Genomic DNA, 16,499 nt, shown 5'->3' on the forward strand with positions numbered 1-16,499 from the left:
TTCAGTGTAGTGCTTTGCGTGAGGGCGTCGCGTATTACAGCCGAATCAGACGTTGAAGCGGAAGTGCATCACGTCGCCATCTTTGACGATGTAGTCCTTGCCTTCCAGACGCCATTTGCCGGCTTCTTTTGCACCGCCTTCACCCTTGTACTGGATGAAATCGTCATAGGCCACCACTTCGGCGCGGATGAAGCCTTTCTCGAAGTCGGTGTGGATCACGCCGGCCGCTTGCGGGGCGGTGGCGCCGACACGTACGGTCCAGGCACGTACTTCCTGCACGCCGGCAGTGAAGTAGGTTTGCAGGTTGAGCAGTTCGTAACCTGCGCGGATCACCCGGTTCAGGCCAGGCTCTTCCAGGCCCAGGGCCTCGAGGAACATGTCTTTCTCTTCGCCGTCGTCGAGTTCAGCGATCTCGGCTTCGATCTTGTTGCACACCGGCACCACCACTGCGCCTTCTTCTTCGGCGATGGCGCGGACTACGTCCAGGTGCGGGTTGTTGTCGAAGCCGTCTTCAGCGACGTTGGCGATGTACATCACCGGCTTGCTGGTCAGCAGGTGGAAGCCACGGATCACGGCTTTCTCGTCGTCAGCCATGTTCTTCATCAGGCTGCGCGCAGGCTTGCCTTCGGTGAAGTGTGGGATCAGTTTTTCCAGGATGGCTTTCTGCGCCAGGGCATCCTTGTCGCCGCCCTTGGCGTTACGGGCAACCTTCTGCAGTTGCTTCTCGCAGCTGTCGAGGTCAGCGAAGATCAGCTCCAGGTCGATGATCTCGATGTCGCGCTTGGGGTCGACGCTGTTGGAAACGTGAATCACGTTCTCGTCTTCAAAGCAGCGCACCACGTGGGCAATGGCGTCGGTCTCGCGGATGTTGGCCAGGAACTTGTTGCCCAGGCCTTCACCTTTGGAGGCACCGGCTACCAGGCCTGCGATGTCGACGAACTCCATGGTGGTCGGCAGGATGCGGTTAGGCTTGACGATCTCGGCCAGGGCCGCCAGGCGCGCATCGGGCATCGGCACGATGCCGCTGTTCGGCTCGATGGTGCAGAAGGGGAAGTTCTCAGCCGCGATGCCGGATTTGGTCAGCGCGTTGAACAGGGTGGACTTGCCGACGTTGGGCAGGCCGACGATGCCGCAATTGAAACCCATGGAAATTCCCCTCTAGGTAATATCAGGCCTTCTGGCCGTGCAGCTCGCGCATGGCCTTGGCGAAGTCGCCGGCGAGCACGTCCGGCAGCACGCCGAGGGCAAAGTCGATGCTGGCGTCGAGCTTGTCCTGTTCAGCGCGCGGTGCGCGGCCGAGGACGAAGTTGGAGACCAGCTTGGCGTCACCTGGGTGGCCGATGCCGAGCCGCAGGCGATGGAAGTCGTTCTGGTTGCCGAGCTGCGCGATGATGTCGCGCAGGCCGTTATGCCCGCCGTGGCCGCCGCCCTTCTTGAGCTTGGCGACGCCGGGAGGCAGGTCGAGTTCGTCATGAGCCACCAGAATCGCTTCCGGCTTGATCCGGAAGAAATTGGCCAAAGCCGCCACGGACTGGCCGCTACGGTTCATGTAGGTGGTGGGGATCAACAGACGAACGTCGTTGCCCTGATGGCTGAATTTAGCCGTCAGGCCGAAATATTTGCGGTCAGCAGTCAAGGAGACACGCTGGGCGCTAGCAATGCGTTCAACGAAAAGAGCCCCTGCGTTATGCCGGGTCTGTTCGTATTCGGGGCCGGGGTTACCCAGGCCAACGATCAACTGGATGGCGGTCACGTAGGGGCTCTTCCTTGGAGTTGGTGGGTTACAGCGCTGAGCACTGTAACCCGGTCAACACCGGCGTGCCGAGTAGATTACTCAGCAGCGCCTTCTGCAGCTTCCGGCGCAACACGCGGAGCGTGAACGTTGGCAACAGCTTTGTCATCACCGTGGGCCAGAGCGACGAACTCTACGCCTTTCGGAGCTTTCAGGTCCGACAGGTGGATGATGGTGCCGATTTCAGCGTTAGCCAGGTCGACTTCGATGAACTCTGGCAGGTCCTTGGCTTCGCAGGACACTTCGATCTGCGACTCAACGTGCGAGATCTCGCCGCCTTTCTTGACCGGTGCTTCTTCGTTGATGAAGTGCACTGGAACAACAGCAGTCAGCTTCTGGCCAGCAACGACGCGAATGAAGTCAGCGTGCATGATGAATTGCTTGGCTGGGTGACGCTGCATGGCTTTAACGATGACGTTTTGCTTGGTGCCGTCAACGTTCAGCTCGATCACGTGGCTGTAGGCAGCTTCGTTTTCGAACAGTTTGGCGATTTCCTTGGCCACGATGGTCAGGGATTGCGCTTCTTTACCGCCACCGTAGACAACGGCAGGGATGCTGGCGGAGTGACGCAGGCGGCGGCTCGCACCTTTCCCCAGGTCAGTACGCGCTTGAGCGTTCAGGATGAAATCAGTCATTTTGTTTCTCCAAAATAGCCATCTCCCGCAGGCGTTTGCGACCAGCGCCAAACGGGGTGGGCAAAAAAGCCCCGCCCCAACAGCGAGTGTTGGGGCGGGGCGCTTTTCGTCAACGTGTGTTCCGCTTAGCGAAACATCGCGCTGATCGATTCTTCGTTGCTGATGCGGCGGACCGCTTCAGCGACAACCGGTGCGATATCCAACTGGCGGATACGGTCACAGGCTTGAGCAGCGGCGGACAGCGGGATGGTGTTGGTCACCACCAGCTCATCCAATACCGACTTCTCGATGTTCTCGATCGCTCGGCCAGACAGAACAGGGTGCGTGCAGTAGGCGTAAACCTTGGCAGCGCCGTGCTCTTTCAGGGCCTTGGCCGCGTGGCACAGGGTGCCGGCGGTGTCGACCATGTCGTCTACCAGGATGCAAGTGCGTCCTTCGACGTCGCCGATGATATGCATCACTTCGGAGTGATTGGCCTTTTCACGGCGTTTGTCGATGATACCCAGATCGACACCCAGCGACTTGGCAACAGCACGTGCACGCACGACGCCGCCGATGTCTGGGGAGACGATCATCAGGTTCTCGAAACGCTGGTCTTCGATATCGTCGACCAGTACGGGCGAGCCGTAGATGTTGTCGACAGGAATATCGAAGAAACCCTGGATCTGGTCAGCGTGCAGGTCGACGGTGAGAACACGGTCGATACCCACGACAGTGAGCATGTCAGCGACAACTTTGGCGCTGATGGCTACACGTGCCGAACGCGGACGGCGGTCCTGGCGGGCGTATCCGAAGTAAGGAATCACGGCAGTGATTCGGGAAGCTGAGGAGCGGCGGAAGGCGTCGGCCATCACTACCAGTTCCATCAGATTATCGTTGGTCGGAGCGCAGGTCGGCTGAATAATGAAGACGTCTTTACCGCGGACATTTTCATTGATCTCAGTGCTGATCTCGCCGTCGGAGAATTTACCGACAGAGACGTCACCGAGAGGGATATGCAGCTGACGTACGACACGCCGAGCCAGATCGGGGTTAGCGTTCCCCGTAAAGACCATCATCTTGGACACGCGCAGTACCTGAAGGCTGAGGGTATACCTGGATGAGTATAAGGAAAATGGCAGGGGCGGCTGGATTCGAACCAACGCATGGCAGGATCAAAACCTGCTGCCTTACCGCTTGGCGACGCCCCTGTATCTGTTGCTGCGAGTGCTTGGCACTCGACTTCTAGAGCAGACTTTGTAGCTGTTGATGCAACATCGAAATATTGCTTCCTTTCGCCACAAACCCTGTTTGGGTCTCTGAAAGAAGGGCCAGAACTTTATCAGCTTCGGCTTTGCTTGGGAAGGCCCCAAACACACAACTTCCAGTGCCGGTCAGTCGAGCTTCAGTGTATTTACCCAGTAGATTCAACGCATTGCGAACTTCTGGATAACTTTGCTCTACCACCGGTTGGCAGTCATTTCGACTGTTTCCCTCGGGAACGGGGCGCATCTTAAGGGGGAGGGAATCACGTGTCAACTGCGGATGTGAAAAAATTTCCGCTGTGCTGACAGACACTTGCGGCACCAGCACGACATACCACGGCTGTTCTGGATCGACCGGGGTCAGCTGTTCACCGACGCCTTGGGCGAACGCTGCGTGACCGTGGACGAACACTGGCACGTCGGCGCCCAGGCTCAGGCCCAGCTGGGCCAGGCGATCGGCATCCCAGCCGAGTTGCCACAGATGGTTCAGGCCCAGCAAGGTGGTGGCGGCATCGGAACTGCCGCCGCCGATGCCGCCGCCCATGGGCAGGATCTTGTCCAGCCAGATGTCGACGCCCAGCGTACAGCCTGATTGCGCTTGCAGTTGGCGGGCGGCGCGCACGATCAGGTTACTGTCGTGGTCGACCCCGTTAATTGCGGTTTGCAAACGCACCTGGCCGTCCTCGCGCACGGCGAAGGTCAGGTGGTCGGCGTAGTCGAGGAATTGGAAAACGGTTTCCAGCTCGTGATAGCCATCTGCGCGGCGACCGATGATGTGCAGCCAGAGATTGAGCTTGGCCGGGGCAGGCAGGGTGAGCTTATCCACAGATCAATGCCCCAGCTGGCGTGGTTGCCAGTCTTTGACCACCAGGGTCACGTCGATATCTTTGCCGTGCAACTTGAGGCGCTCGGGTAGCCAGTAGCCGTTTTGCTCGGTGTAGCTCAGGTACTGCACCTGCCAGCCGTCTTGGCTGAGGCTGGCCAGGCGGCTGTCATCGCCCAGGGTCAGTTGGCTCTTGCTGTCAGGCGCGGGCAGGCCGCGCACCCACCAGACCAGATGGGAGACGGGCAACTGCCAGCCCAGTTGTTGTTCGAGCAGAGCCTCCGGGCTGGGGGCTTCATAGCGGCCCTGATTGGCCACTTCCAGCACTACGCCGCCGGGGCGACCGGTCAGCCGCGCCGCGCCACGGCCGAGCGGGCCGGCCAGGCGAATATCGTAATAGTCCTGGCGTTGCAGCCAGAACAGGGTGCCGCTGCCGGAGTCTTTCGGCGCACGGATACCGACCTTGCCGTTGATCTGCCAGCCGTCGAGGGTGCTCAGCTGAGCTTTGTGCTCACGCCACAGCTTTGGGTCGCCCTGGCCGTGCAAGGCTTCGCGAGAACCGAAGCCGGCGCAACCGGCCAGCAGGGCGATCAGGGTAAAGGTGATGCAATGACGCAGAAACATGGCTTAAAGGGTCTCTGATCCGGTCAGGCGCAAGACGGTCTTGCGCAGGATGGTGCTGTCGGGCTGGGCTTGGAAGGCTTTGGCCCAGACCTGGCGGGCTTCACGACGTTTGCCGTTGGCCCAGAGCACTTCGCCCAGGTGGGCGGCCACTTCATGATCGGGGAAGCGCTCCAGGGCCTGGCGCAGCAAGCGTTCGGCCTCGTCGAGGTTGCCCAGGCGGTAGTTGACCCAGCCCAGGCTGTCGAGTACGGCGGGGTCATCGGGGGTCAGCTGATGGGCTTTTTCGATCAGCTGCTTGGCCTCGGCATAGCGGGTGGTGCGGTCGGCCAGTGTGTAGCCCAGGGCGTTGATGGCCATGGCGTTTTCCGGCTCGCGAGCGATGATCGCGCGCAGGTCTTTTTCCATCTCGGCAAGATCGCCGCGCTTCTCCGCCAGCATGGCGCGGGTATAGAGCAGGTTGAGGTCGTCCGGGTAACGCTTGATCGCTTGTTGCAGTACTTGGTCGGCTTGCGCGTCCTTGCCGTTGTTGCCGTAGCTCTCGGCTTCGATCAGGTACAGCTGGATGGCGTAGTCCGGTTGCGCTTCGCGGGCTTCGGCGAGCAGGCGCGAGGCTTCGCTGCCGCGGCCATTGGCAATCAGGATGTCAGCCTGGCGCAGTTGCGCCGGCAGATAGTCTGGGCCGGTGCCGACCAGGGCGTACTCGCGCAGCGCCGCTTCAGGGTCGTTGCGCTCCTCGCGGATGCGTCCCAGGTTCAGGTGCGCGGCATCGACGTTGCTGTCGCGCTCGACCAGCTCTTGCAGGTAGCCCTCGGCTTCGTCCCAGTCTTTGTTCTCCAGGCACACCAGCGCCAGCGAGTAACGCAGCTCGTCATCCTCCGGGTACTGCTGGAGCATGCTTTCGAATTCGGCCTTGGCGTCGCCGATGCGATCCTGTTCTACCAAGGTGCGGGCGTAAGTCAGGCGCAGGCGTTTGTCGTCGGGATTGTCGCGAATGGCCCCGCGCAGCAGCGGCAAGGCCTCCGAGCCACGGTCCAGGGCTTGTAGCAGGCGAGCGCGAAGCAGGATCGGGGCGATTTCGCCGTTTTGCGGTGGGTGCGCCTCAAGCAGCGACAGCGCTTCTTCAGCCTTGCCGTCCTGATTGAGCAGCAGCGCCTTGCCGAACACCAGTTGGCCGTTATTGGGGTATTTGACCAGCAGCCGTTCGAAGCTTTGCATCAGGCCGTCACGGGTGCTTTGGTCGGTTTCGGCGGCAGACAGGGCGAGGAAGTCGAAGTGAGTATCGCCTTGGCCTTGCAGGACTTTTTCCATGTAGGTCATGGATTCGTCATAACGCCCGGAGCGTGCCAGCTGGATTGCGGCGGCGCGCTGCGCATCGAGGTTCTGCGCGTCATTGCGCGCCCAGATCAACGCGGTATCCAGGGCCGGTTCGTCAGCCCCGAGGTACTCGGCGATGCGGTAGGCGCGTTCGGAAACGGCGGGGTCTTGGGTTTTCTCTGCCTGATCGACGTAGTTGGCCAGGGCGATGTCGAAGCGGTTGCGCTGGCCGGCCAGCTCCGCTACCAGCAGGCTGTAGACGGTTTCCTGCTTGAACGATCCGTACGCCACGGGCTTTTCCTGCGCGGCCTTGGCGGCCACAGACGACTGCGCCTCGCTGTCTTTCGGGGCCAGGCTCTGGCAGCCCTGGAGCAGGGCGAGGGTAAGCAGCAGTGCGTAGGATCTATTCATAGATGAGGCTTAGAAGTGCTAACCGGCGGTCGGAGCATGATGACACAAGCGCAGTGGCAAACCCACCTGCGAAGGCATGCTGTTCATTTCAGGATGACTGTGTTTGCGCCAGGGTATGGCCGCAATCTATTAGGACAATAGCGAACGGTGGTTGTTCTGAATCCTGCGAAGTAGGACAATTATCGGCTTCACGTCACAACCAGCGACCTTGCATGGCCTTTCTTGCACTTGGTATCAACCATAAGACTGCCTCGGTAGACGTACGCGAGCGCGTGGCGTTTACGCCAGAGCAGCTGGTCGATGCCCTGCAGCAGCTTTGCCGACTGACCGCCAGCCGTGAGGCGGCGATTCTTTCGACCTGCAACCGCAGTGAGCTCTATATAGAGCAGGACCACCTGGCAGCCGATGCCGTGCTGCAATGGCTGGCCGAGTACCATAAGCTGAGCCTCGACGAGCTGCGCGCCAGTGCCTACGTGCACGAAGAGCACGACGCCGTGCGGCATATGATGCGGGTCGCCTCCGGGCTCGACTCGCTGGTGCTTGGCGAACCGCAGATTCTTGGCCAGATGAAGTCGGCCTACGCCGTCGCTCGCGAGGCTGGCACCATTGGTCCGCTGCTTGGCCGGTTGTTCCAGGCCACCTTCAGCGCCGCCAAGCAGGTGCGCACCGACACCGCGATCGGCGAGAACCCGGTGTCGGTGGCGTTTGCCGCAGTCAGCCTGGCCCGGCAGATCTTCAGCGACCTGGGCCGCAGCCAAGCGCTGCTGATCGGTGCGGGCGAGACCATCACCCTGGTCGCCCGCCATCTGCATGAGCAAGGTGTGCGGCGCATCGTGGTGGCCAACCGGACGCTGGAGCGCGCCAGCATTCTTGCCGAACAGTTTGGCGCGCATGCCGTGCTGCTGGCCGACATCCCCCAGGAATTGGCCAACAGTGACATCGTCATCAGTTCGACCGCCAGTCAGTTGCCGATCCTCGGCAAAGGGGCGGTGGAAAGCGCCTTGAAACAGCGTCGGCACAAACCGATCTTCATGGTCGACATTGCCGTGCCGCGCGATATCGAACCAGAAGTTGGCGAATTGGACGACGTCTACCTGTATACCGTCGACGACCTGCACGATGTGGTCGCGGAAAACCTCAAGAGCCGCCAGGGCGCGGCCCAGGCCGCCGAAGAGCTGGTCTCGGTGGGCGCCGAGGATTTCATGGTGCGCCTGCGCGAGCTGGCCGCGGTGGATGTGCTCAAGGCCTACCGCCAGCAGAGCGAGCGGCTGCGCGATGAAGAACTGCAAAAGGCCCAGCGCCTGCTGGCCAACGGTGGCAACCCGGAAGATGTGCTGGCCCAGTTGGCTCGGGGCCTGACTAACAAACTCTTGCACGCCCCCAGCGTGCAACTGAAAAAGCTCTCGGCCGAAGGCCGCGTAGATGCGCTGGCCATGGCCCAGGAACTCTTTGCCCTCAATGAGGGCTCCACGGACAAACCCCCGCAATGAAAGCGTCGCTGCTGAACAAACTGGACATTCTCCAGGATCGCTTCGAGGAACTCACCGCCCTGCTGGGCGATGCCGAGGTCATTTCCGACCAGACCCGTTTTCGTGCCTATTCGCGCGAGTACGCCGAAGTCGAGCCGGTGATCACTGCTTTCAAAGAGTGGCGCAAGGTTCAGGACGACCTCGAAGGCGCGCAAGCGCTGCTCAAGGACAGCGACCCGGACCTGCGCGAAATGGCCGTGGAAGAGGTGCGCGAGGCCAAGGATCAGTTGGCCGCGTTGGAGGTTCAGTTGCAGCGCATGCTGCTGCCCAAGGACCCTAATGACGGGCGCAACGTGTTCCTGGAAATCCGCGCTGGCACTGGCGGTGACGAGGCGGCGATTTTCTCCGGCGATCTGTTCCGCATGTACTCGCGCTACGCCGAAAAACGCGGCTGGCGCCTGGAGATTCTCTCCGAGAACGAGGGCGAGCACGGCGGCTACAAGGAAATCATCGCCCGGGTCGAAGGCGACAATGTCTACGCCAAGCTCAAGTTCGAGTCGGGCGCGCATCGCGTGCAACGCGTGCCAGAGACCGAGTCGCAGGGGCGTATCCACACCTCGGCGTGTACCGTGGCGGTACTGCCCGAGCCGGATGAGCAGGTGGCGATCGAGATCAACCCGGCCGACCTGCGTGTCGACACCTACCGTGCCTCTGGCGCCGGTGGTCAGCACATCAACAAGACCGACTCGGCAATCCGCATTACCCACTTGCCCACCGGGATCGTGGTCGAGTGCCAGGAAGAGCGCTCGCAGCACAAGAACCGTGCTCGCGCCATGTCCTGGTTGTCGGCCAAGCTCAACGACATTCAGACCAGCGCCGCGCAGAACGCGATTGCCAGCGAGCGCAAGCTGCTAGTCGGCTCCGGTGACCGCTCCGAGCGGATCCGCACCTACAACTATCCACAGGGCCGAGTCACCGATCACCGCATCAACCTGACCCTGTACTCGCTCGACGACATCCTCGCCGGTGGCGTCGAAGCCGTGATCGAACCGTTGCTGGCCGAGTACCAGGCCGATCAATTGGCCGCGCTGGGGGAATAATGACCATCATCGCCAGCCTGCTGCGCAACGCGCAACTGCCCGACTCCCCGACCGAACGGCTGGATGCCGAGCTGCTGCTGGCTGCCGCCCTGGGCAAGTCGCGCAGCTACCTGCACACCTGGCCCGAGCGAATCGTCAGCAGCGAGGCGGCGCAAGTGTTCGCCGATTTCCTCGGCCGCCGTCGCGCCGGTGAGCCGGTGGCGTACATTCTTGGTCAGCAGGGCTTCTGGAAGCTCGATCTTGAAGTGGCGCCGCATACCCTGATTCCCCGTCCAGACACCGAGCTGCTGGTGGAAACTGCCCTTGAATTGCTGCCTGCGACCCCCGCACGAATGCTCGATTTGGGTACCGGCACGGGCGCCATCGCCCTGGCCCTGGCCAGCGAGCGACCGGCTTGGCAGGTGGTGGCAGTGGACCGTATCGATGAGGCGGTGGCCCTGGCCGAGCGTAACCGCCAGCGTCTGCAGCTGAACAATGTCCACGTGCGCACCAGCTACTGGTACGACGCCCTGGACGGCGAACGTTTTGACCTGATCATCAGTAACCCGCCCTACATCCGTGCCGAAGATCCGCACCTGGCGGCTGGCGATGTCCGCTTCGAACCGAGCAGTGCCCTGGTGGCGGGCCAGGACGGGCTGGATGATCTGCGCGTCATCATTGCCCGGGCCCCAGGACACCTGCTGCCGGGCGGCTGGCTGCTGCTCGAGCACGGCTACGATCAGGCCGCAGACGTGCGTGAGTTGCTCAGCCAGCAGGGTTTCGGTGACGTTTGCAGCCGGATTGACCTGGGCGGCCATGAGCGCATCTCCTTGGGGCGCCTGCCATGCTGAGTGACCAGGAACTGCTGCGTTACAGCCGGCAGATCCTGCTGGCCCAGGTCGACATCGACGGCCAGTTGCGGCTCAAGCAAAGCAAGGCGCTGGTGGTCGGCGTGGGTGGGCTCGGCTCGCCGGTGGCGCTGTACCTCGCGGCAGCGGGTGTCGGCGAACTGCACCTGGCTGACTTCGATACGGTCGACCTGACCAACCTGCAACGCCAGATCATCCACGACACCGACAGCGTTGGCCTGGGCAAGGTGGATTCGGCGATCAAGCGCTTGCAGGTGATCAATCCTGAAATCACGCTGGTCGCTCATCGCCAGGCTCTGGATGAAGATTCACTGTCGGCTGCGGTGGCAGCGGTCGACCTGGTGCTGGACTGCTCCGACAATTTCACCACCCGCGAGGCGGTCAACGCCGCTTGCGTGGCGGCTGGCAAGCCGCTGGTCAGTGGTGCGGCGATTCGTCTGGAGGGGCAGCTTTCGGTATTCGATCCGCGCCGCGAAAACAGCCCGTGCTACCACTGCCTGTATGGCCATGGTAGCGAAGCCGAGCTGACCTGCAGTGAAGCCGGCGTGATCGGCCCCTTGGTGGGGATGGTGGGCAGCCTGCAAGCGCTCGAGGCATTGAAGCTGCTCGCTGGCTTTGGCGAGCCATTGGTCGGCCGCCTGCTGCTGATCGACGCGCTGAGCACGCGCATGCGCGAGCTCCGGGTCAAGCGCGACCCTGCGTGTGCAGTGTGCGGCACTCGCCATGGCTGATCGTTCGGCGCCAGTGGGCGTGATGGATTCGGGGGTCGGCGGTCTGTCGGTACTCGCCGAGATCCAGCGCCTGCTGCCCAACGAGTCGCTGTTGTATGTGGCTGACAGCGGGCATGTGCCGTATGGCGAAAAGTCTCCCGATTACATCCGCCAGCGCTTGCGCCATATCGCTGGGTTCTTCCAGCAGCAAGGCGCCAAGGCCATGGTCCTGGCCTGCAACACGGCTACCGTGGCCGCAGTGGCCGACCTGCGCGAGCTGTATCCCAGCTGGCCGCTGGTGGGCATGGAGCCTGCGGTCAAGCCCGCTGCTGCGGCGACCCGCTCGGGCGTGGTCGGGGTGCTGGCCACCACCGGCACCCTGCAGAGTGCCAAGTTCGCCGCCTTGCTCGATCGCTTTGCCAGTGATGTACGGGTAATCACCCAGCCATGTCCGGGCCTGGTCGAGTGCATCGAGGCGGGTGACTTGTTCAGCCCCCAATTGCGCCAGCTGCTGGCTGGCTACGTGCAGCCGCTGCTCAGGGCCGGCTGCGATACCTTGATTCTCGGTTGCACCCACTACCCCTTCTTGCGTCCGCTGCTGGCCGAAATGGTGCCGGCCGATGTGGCGATCATCGACACCGGCGCTGCGGTGGCGCGGCAGCTGCAACGGCTGCTGGCCGAGCGCCAGCTGCTGGCCGACGGCCCGGCCCGCGATACGGCGTTCTGGAGCAGTGCGGACCCGGAAAATCTGAGAAAAATCCTACCTTTGCTGTGGAAGAAGTCCGACAGCGTGCAAAGCTTTTCGATGTAAAAAAAGTGTGAAAAGCCACGCAGAAAGCTGAACTATCGTACAGCTGCTGATTTCTATTGCTTTGCCTGTGAGGGCGAAACACTAACAACAGCATCAGGAAAAAGGACGTTTCTCATGAAGAAACTGCTTGGTTTGGTGGCGGCTGCCGCCTTGACTGTGGGGCACTTGGGCGCGGCGCAGGCCGCTGATGTTTCTTTCTCGGTGGGGCAGACCGGCGATTCGACCATGGTCTACCGGTTGGGTCTGCAGTCGAATTGGGATGCAAGCTGGTGGCAGACCAGTGTCGGTCGCCTAACCGGCTATTGGGATGGGGCGTACACCTACTGGGATGGCGATCAGACCGCGAGCAACCATAGCCTGTCGTTCGCGCCGGTATTCGTCTACGAGTTTGCCGGGGACTCGGTCAAGCCGTACATCGAAGCGGGAATCGGCGTGGCGGCGTTCTCCAGCACTGAACTTGAAAGCAATGAGCTGGGTTCGTCCTTCCAGTTCGAGGACCGCATCGGCTTTGGTTTGCGCTTTGCCGGCGGGCATGAGATTGGCGTGCGCGCCATTCATTATTCCAACGCCGGGATCAAGCAACCCAACGATGGGGTTGAGAGCTATAGCCTGCACTACCGCATGGCACTTTAGGTTTGCCGGGGCCGCTTTGCGGCCCTTGTTGCCTACCGTGGCAACGGCCAAAGGCTGTTGAGGCTCAGAGCCTCTAGCACTAATTCAGGTTCACGCTTGGGCAGGCTGGCCAGCAATACTTGCGCAGCACTCTGCGCCGTCCACTGTTCAGGCACCGCCTGGGCCAGCGTCACCGGCGCTTTCAACGACTGCGGCGCTACTAGCGTCAGATCGATACCCAGGTCCAGCAATACCTGGCGCTGCTCGCGGAACCAGTGCGGGGGGCTGTTGAAACCGCTCAGTGGCTGATTGGGTTCATACAGTTGCATCGCCGAGTAACGACTGAGGATAGCCATGACCTGTGCAGCATCGCCCTTGGTCAGCAAGGGCAGGGCAGCGGCCAGGCAATTGGCACTGGCTTGCAGGTTACTGGTTACGATGCTTTGGAACAGGTCGGTATCCGGCAGATCATCCGCCAGGTAGTCGCAGGTGCCGGCATTGATGAGCAAACCATCCAGCGATCCCCACGCCGCCTGCAGCTGTGTAACGGCGGCCTGCGCCTGCGAACTGTCATGCAACTGCCCAGGTAAAAGCAGCAGGCGTTCGCCGTAGTGGCTGGCCAAGGCTGTGAGCTCCTGGCTTTGTATGCCACTGGCGGCGACCCGATGCCCCTGCTCGAGCAATCCGCTCACCAGAGCTATACCGAGTCCATTGGTCGCGCCGGTTACCCAGAAACTGCGTGAGTTATTCAAGATACTGCCCCCTGATCCTGCCAGCCGGCCAAGCCTTTGAAGGCTTCCAATGCGCGCTGGCGACTACTAGCGAGATCGACAATCGGACTCTGGTAAGAGTTTGTAGCAAATAGATCGGCAGACTTCACGGGCAAATGAATAGTTTTTTCATTTAGGCCCTTCAATTGAGGGAGCCAATGGCGAATGAAGCGCCCCTTGGGGTCGAAGCGTTGCGATTGGGTGACCGGATTGAAGATGCGGAAATACGGCACGGAGTCGGTTCCAGTCGATGCGCTCCATTGCCAGCCGCCGTTGTTGGCTGCCAGGTCGCCGTCGATCAAGTGACGCATGAAGTAGCGCTCGCCCTGGCGCCAGTCGATCAATAAATTCTTGCTCAGGAACATGGCGACGATCATCCGTAAGCGATTGTGCATCCAGCCGGTTTCCAGCAGTTGGCGCATGGCGGCGTCGATCAGTGGGAAACCGGTACGTCCTTCCTGCCAGGCCTTCAAGTCTTCAGGGGCATCTCGCCACGGCAGCGCTTCGGTATGCGCACGGAAGGGGCGATGGCGCGACACCTGTGGATAACCCACCAGGATGTGCTTGTAGAATTCGCGCCAGAGCAGCTCGTTGATCCAGGTCTGAACCCCGCTGCTGCCACTGTCGAGCTCGCCGTGGTTGGCGGACAGGGCGGCGTGCAGGCATTGGCGTGGCGAAATCACCCCGGCGGCCAGATACGGTGAGAGCTGGCTGGTGCCAGGTTCGGCAGGCAGGTCACGCAGCTGCGGGTAATCCTCGACCACGTCCTCGATAAAGGCCGCCAAGCGGCGCTGCGCCTCGGCTTCGCCGGCGGGCCAATGCTCGCGCAGGGTGAGCGGGGGCGCCTCGAAACCCTCGATCTGGTGTGGGATGGGGTCGTTGGCGATGGCTAAAGGCGCCTGCGCGTTGACCTTGTGCGCCAGCGCTGGCAGGCCATGATGCAATCGCTCCAGGCAGGCACGCTTGAATTGGCCGAACACTTGGAAGTAGTGCCCGCTGCGGGTCAGGACTGTGCCAGGGCGCAGCAGCAGTTGATCAAGGTAGGTCGATGTGGACACTCCAGACTGATCCAGCAGGGCTTGGGTGGCCTCGTCGCGTCGCTGTTCATTGATGCCGTACTCCTCGTTCCAGTGCACGGCTTCTACCTGGTGCTCACGGCAGACCTCCAGCAGCACTTGCGGCACCTGCTGCCAGGTAGCGGTCTTGCGGATCAGCAAGGGGATGTTCAGTTGTTCCAGCGAGTGGCGCAGGTCGCGCAGGTTGCGCAGCCAGAAGTCGACCTTGCACGGCGCGTCGTCATGTTCCAGCCATTGGCCGGGGCTGGCGATCCACAGGGCAATGGTCGGCCCACGTGCGCAGGCGGCACTCAAGGCGCTGTTGTCATCTATTCGCAGGTCGCTGCGCAGCCAGATCAGTTGCATGTGTGAGTCATCTCTGTGATTGCTGCAGAAGGCGCAAGGCCGCCTGCGGAGTGTCGAACAACAACAGCTGCGGCAGTGCCAAGGCATGCAACTGGGCCTCATGGAGGGAGACTGTCTCGCCGCCCAGGAGTTTCACCCCGTCGATGCCCCGCAAGGTTCGCTCCAGCACCACCACGTCGATACGCGGGCCCAGGTGCAGCAGCAGGGCCCGTGGTTGCCACTGATTGACCGCGCGTAGCAGTTGCGCGCCACTGACCGGCTGCTCCAGTACCTCAACCTGATAGCCGCTGCTGCTCAGCAACCAGGCGCATAGCCACAACTGGGCATCGAAGGGGCGCTCGCTGTCGACGGCCAGCAAAACCGGGCTGCCTTGCAGTTGCTGATTGTCGTGGTAGACCCGCGCCCCCAGCTTGCTGCGCAGCCAGGTGTGGAAGAAAGCGTGCTCCAACCGTGCGTTGAAGTGGGTTTGCCAACGCCGTGCGAGGCTGTGCAGCAGCGGCATCAGCAGCTGCTCGCAGAGGGTGATCGCCGGGTACAGCGCCATGGCCTGGTTGAGCTGTTGGTCAAGGGGGCGCTGGGCGAGCATGCCGATGGCCTCGATCAGCGCCTGTTCACGGCTCTGCCAATCGCCAACGGGTGCGATACTTGGCGCGCGCTCGAGCAGCTCGCGGACCTGCCCTACCGAAGCGCCGCGCTCCAGCCAACTGAGGATGGTCTGCACGCGCTCGACTTGCTCCTCAGGATACAACCGGTGCCCCTTGGCTGTGCGCTGCGGCTTGAGCAGCCCGTAACGCCGCTCCCAGGCGCGCAGGGTGACCGGGTTGACGCCAGTGCGGCGCGCCAGCTCGCCAATGGCCAGCAGCGTTTCAGACGGCATTGCGCAATCCCAGGCTTTCGGGATGTGGCTGTAGATAAGCTTGCTGGTTCAAGTATGGATCCGGATGGTTGCGCAGGTGGTGTTTGAGCAAGGTGAGCGGCACTACAAGCGGCACGATGCCTTGCTGGTACTGGCCGACCACCTGCTGCAGCTCGGCGCGGTCGTCACTGCCTAGTGCGCCGCGCAGGTAACCACTCAGGTGCTGCAGCACATTGCCGTGGGTGCCGCGGCTGGCGCAGCGGCGCAAGGCCTGCATCAACTGGCTGAAGTAATCGGTGCCGACGGTCTGCGGGTCGTCATCACGGCGCAGATTGCCCAGCAACCGTCCGAGCTGACGATAGGCCTGTGGGTTATTGGCCATCAGCAGGTATTTGTAGCGTGAATGGAAACGGATCAAGGCCCCGCGAGTGAGCCCTTCGGCGAGTTGTTGCTGCCAGTCGGCATAGGCATAGACGCGGCTGATGAAGTTTTCCCGAAGCACTGGATCATGCAGGCGGCCTTCTTCCTCCACAGGTAGATCGGGGCGGCGCGCGCAGAACTCATCGGCGTAGGCGCCACGCCCGCCCTTGACCGAAGGATGGCCGTTGTCCTGGTACACCTTGACCCGCTCAAGGCCGCAGGAGGGCGACTTCTGCATGAAGATGTAGCCGCAGATATCATCGAGTTCAGTGGCCATCTGTTCGCCGTAAGCGCGCAGCGGTCCCGACAGATCCATCCCGGGGTTGCGGGTAGCGACCACTTCGGGTCGTTGCGGATCGCCCACCAGACGGATCGGATCGCGCGGCACGCCCAGGCCGATGGCCACTTCGGGGCACAGCGGCACCCAATCGAAATGCGCTTCGAAAGATTTGAGGCACAGCTCCGAAGCCTTGTGGCCGGCGTTGTAGCGCACGCTATGGCCGAGCAGACAGGCACTGATACCGATGCGGGGTTTCGACGAAGCGTTCATTCGCTGTCTCCGGAAAACTTGTACACAGGCGTATCTTATGTACAAGTCTATTCCAGCACAGCCATAAACTTATGCAAACAATTATTTCT

General features: G+C 61.8%; 17 protein-coding genes and 1 tRNA gene. 6 read left to right on the top strand and 12 right to left on the bottom strand.

The features are described 5' to 3' along the window. Positions 1–45: 45 nt before the first annotated feature. The 8 genes from ychF to ACI2JX_RS14655 form a co-directional block, all read right to left on the bottom strand. Positions 46–1,146: a redox-regulated ATPase YchF gene (gene ychF, locus ACI2JX_RS14620; protein ID WP_186554201.1), complete on the bottom strand. Its 1,101-nt coding sequence runs from the start codon at positions 1,144–1,146 to the stop codon at positions 46–48. 22 nt (positions 1,147–1,168) lie between these two features. Beyond that, positions 1,169–1,753, bottom strand: a complete 585-nt coding sequence (pth, locus tag ACI2JX_RS14625) for an aminoacyl-tRNA hydrolase (RefSeq protein WP_264234724.1) — start codon at positions 1,751–1,753, stop codon at positions 1,169–1,171. Between the two features lie 77 nt (positions 1,754–1,830). Continuing rightward, a complete protein-coding gene (locus ACI2JX_RS14630; RefSeq protein ID WP_264234725.1) occupies positions 1,831–2,427 on the bottom strand; it encodes a 50S ribosomal protein L25/general stress protein Ctc in 597 nt (198 codons plus the stop codon). A gap of 125 nt (positions 2,428–2,552) precedes the next feature. Next, positions 2,553–3,494, bottom strand: coding sequence for a ribose-phosphate pyrophosphokinase (locus ACI2JX_RS14635; RefSeq protein WP_099773531.1), 942 nt, complete (start codon positions 3,492–3,494; stop codon positions 2,553–2,555). A gap of 48 nt (positions 3,495–3,542) precedes the next feature. Then, a tRNA-Gln gene (locus ACI2JX_RS14640) sits at positions 3,543–3,617 on the bottom strand. Positions 3,618–3,651: 34 nt separating this feature from the next. Then, on the bottom strand, positions 3,652–4,497 hold the full coding sequence (gene ispE, locus ACI2JX_RS14645) for a 4-(cytidine 5'-diphospho)-2-C-methyl-D-erythritol kinase (RefSeq protein ID WP_368971813.1): 846 nt from the start codon (positions 4,495–4,497) through the stop codon (positions 3,652–3,654). A 3-nt stretch (positions 4,498–4,500) separates the two neighbouring features. Further along, the gene (lolB, locus tag ACI2JX_RS14650) at positions 4,501–5,118 is read right to left on the bottom strand and encodes a lipoprotein insertase outer membrane protein LolB (protein ID WP_186554197.1); all 618 of its coding nucleotides are present in this window, start codon (positions 5,116–5,118) and stop codon (positions 4,501–4,503) included. A 3-nt stretch (positions 5,119–5,121) separates the two neighbouring features. Next, positions 5,122–6,843, bottom strand: a complete 1,722-nt coding sequence (locus tag ACI2JX_RS14655; protein ID WP_404690354.1) for a tetratricopeptide repeat protein — start codon at positions 6,841–6,843, stop codon at positions 5,122–5,124. Positions 6,844–7,055: 212 nt separating this feature from the next. Here ACI2JX_RS14655 and hemA point away from each other — a divergent pair, with 212 nt between their 5' ends. The 6 genes from hemA (at position 7,056) to ACI2JX_RS14685 (ending at position 12,414) form a co-directional block, all read left to right on the top strand. Continuing rightward, on the top strand, positions 7,056–8,333 hold the full coding sequence (gene hemA / locus ACI2JX_RS14660) for a glutamyl-tRNA reductase (RefSeq protein WP_186554195.1): 1,278 nt from the start codon (positions 7,056–7,058) through the stop codon (positions 8,331–8,333). After that, positions 8,330–9,412: a peptide chain release factor 1 gene (prfA, locus tag ACI2JX_RS14665; protein ID WP_264234729.1), complete on the top strand. Its 1,083-nt coding sequence runs from the start codon at positions 8,330–8,332 to the stop codon at positions 9,410–9,412. The genes hemA and prfA overlap by 4 nt, the downstream gene beginning before the upstream one ends. Beyond that, positions 9,412–10,242 carry a peptide chain release factor N(5)-glutamine methyltransferase gene (gene prmC, locus ACI2JX_RS14670; protein WP_404690355.1) on the top strand — a complete coding sequence of 277 codons (831 nt, stop codon included), beginning with the start codon at positions 9,412–9,414 and terminating at the stop codon, positions 10,240–10,242. Before prfA ends, prmC begins: the two co-directional genes overlap by 1 nt. After that, positions 10,236–10,991, top strand: coding sequence for a molybdopterin-synthase adenylyltransferase MoeB (locus ACI2JX_RS14675; protein ID WP_404690356.1), 756 nt, complete (start codon positions 10,236–10,238; stop codon positions 10,989–10,991). Before prmC ends, ACI2JX_RS14675 begins: the two co-directional genes overlap by 7 nt. Then, positions 10,984–11,781 (top strand): glutamate racemase, encoded by a 798-nt coding sequence (murI, locus tag ACI2JX_RS14680; RefSeq protein WP_264234732.1) that lies wholly within the window; start codon positions 10,984–10,986, stop codon positions 11,779–11,781. Before ACI2JX_RS14675 ends, murI begins: the two co-directional genes overlap by 8 nt. 114 nt (positions 11,782–11,895) lie before the next feature. Then, complete coding sequence (locus tag ACI2JX_RS14685; RefSeq protein ID WP_264234733.1) at positions 11,896–12,414, top strand: acyloxyacyl hydrolase; 519 nt, start codon at positions 11,896–11,898, stop codon at positions 12,412–12,414. Positions 12,415–12,446: 32 nt separating this feature from the next. Here the strand turns inward: ACI2JX_RS14685 and ACI2JX_RS14690 are convergent, their stop codons facing one another. From ACI2JX_RS14690 to ACI2JX_RS14705, 4 genes are read right to left on the bottom strand one after another with little or no spacing between them, the layout of a single operon-like run. Further along, positions 12,447–13,145 carry an SDR family oxidoreductase gene (locus ACI2JX_RS14690; protein WP_264234734.1) on the bottom strand — a complete coding sequence of 233 codons (699 nt, stop codon included), beginning with the start codon at positions 13,143–13,145 and terminating at the stop codon, positions 12,447–12,449. Next, positions 13,142–14,584: a deoxyribodipyrimidine photo-lyase gene (phrB, locus tag ACI2JX_RS14695; RefSeq protein ID WP_404690357.1), complete on the bottom strand. Its 1,443-nt coding sequence runs from the start codon at positions 14,582–14,584 to the stop codon at positions 13,142–13,144. The genes ACI2JX_RS14690 and phrB overlap by 4 nt, the downstream gene beginning before the upstream one ends. Positions 14,585–14,591: 7 nt before the next feature. Next, positions 14,592–15,461, bottom strand: a complete 870-nt coding sequence (locus tag ACI2JX_RS14700) for a MerR family transcriptional regulator (protein WP_404690358.1) — start codon at positions 15,459–15,461, stop codon at positions 14,592–14,594. Then, a complete protein-coding gene (locus tag ACI2JX_RS14705) occupies positions 15,451–16,410 on the bottom strand; it encodes a DUF523 and DUF1722 domain-containing protein (protein WP_404690359.1) in 960 nt (319 codons plus the stop codon). The genes ACI2JX_RS14700 and ACI2JX_RS14705 overlap by 11 nt, the downstream gene beginning before the upstream one ends. Positions 16,411–16,499 lie beyond the last annotated feature (89 nt).

The organism is Pseudomonas sp. NPDC088890 (genome assembly GCF_044900155.1).
Taxonomy (GTDB): Bacteria; Pseudomonadota; Gammaproteobacteria; order Pseudomonadales; family Pseudomonadaceae; genus Aquipseudomonas; species Aquipseudomonas urmiensis.

What these genes read in the sequence shown, in the direction of transcription:
- ychF (WP_186554201.1), bottom strand. Translation starts at nt 1,146, where the DNA reads ATGGGTTTCAATTGCGGCATCGTCGGCCTGCCCAACGTCGGCAAGTCC.
- ACI2JX_RS14630 (WP_264234725.1), bottom strand. Translation starts at nt 2,427, where the DNA reads ATGACTGATTTCATCCTGAACGCTCAAGCGCGTACTGACCTGGGGAAA.
- lolB (WP_186554197.1), bottom strand. Translation starts at nt 5,118, where the DNA reads ATGTTTCTGCGTCATTGCATCACCTTTACCCTGATCGCCCTGCTGGCC.
- ACI2JX_RS14655 (WP_404690354.1), bottom strand. Translation starts at nt 6,843, where the DNA reads ATGAATAGATCCTACGCACTGCTGCTTACCCTCGCCCTGCTCCAGGGC.
- hemA (WP_186554195.1), top strand. Translation starts at nt 7,056, where the DNA reads ATGGCCTTTCTTGCACTTGGTATCAACCATAAGACTGCCTCGGTAGAC.
- prfA (WP_264234729.1), top strand. Translation starts at nt 8,330, where the DNA reads ATGAAAGCGTCGCTGCTGAACAAACTGGACATTCTCCAGGATCGCTTC.
- prmC (WP_404690355.1), top strand. Translation starts at nt 9,412, where the DNA reads ATGACCATCATCGCCAGCCTGCTGCGCAACGCGCAACTGCCCGACTCC.
- ACI2JX_RS14675 (WP_404690356.1), top strand. Translation starts at nt 10,236, where the DNA reads ATGCTGAGTGACCAGGAACTGCTGCGTTACAGCCGGCAGATCCTGCTG.
- murI (WP_264234732.1), top strand. Translation starts at nt 10,984, where the DNA reads ATGGCTGATCGTTCGGCGCCAGTGGGCGTGATGGATTCGGGGGTCGGC.
- ACI2JX_RS14685 (WP_264234733.1), top strand. Translation starts at nt 11,896, where the DNA reads ATGAAGAAACTGCTTGGTTTGGTGGCGGCTGCCGCCTTGACTGTGGGG.
- phrB (WP_404690357.1), bottom strand. Translation starts at nt 14,584, where the DNA reads ATGCAACTGATCTGGCTGCGCAGCGACCTGCGAATAGATGACAACAGC.
- ACI2JX_RS14700 (WP_404690358.1), bottom strand. Translation starts at nt 15,461, where the DNA reads ATGCCGTCTGAAACGCTGCTGGCCATTGGCGAGCTGGCGCGCCGCACT.
- ACI2JX_RS14705 (WP_404690359.1), bottom strand. Translation starts at nt 16,410, where the DNA reads ATGAACGCTTCGTCGAAACCCCGCATCGGTATCAGTGCCTGTCTGCTC.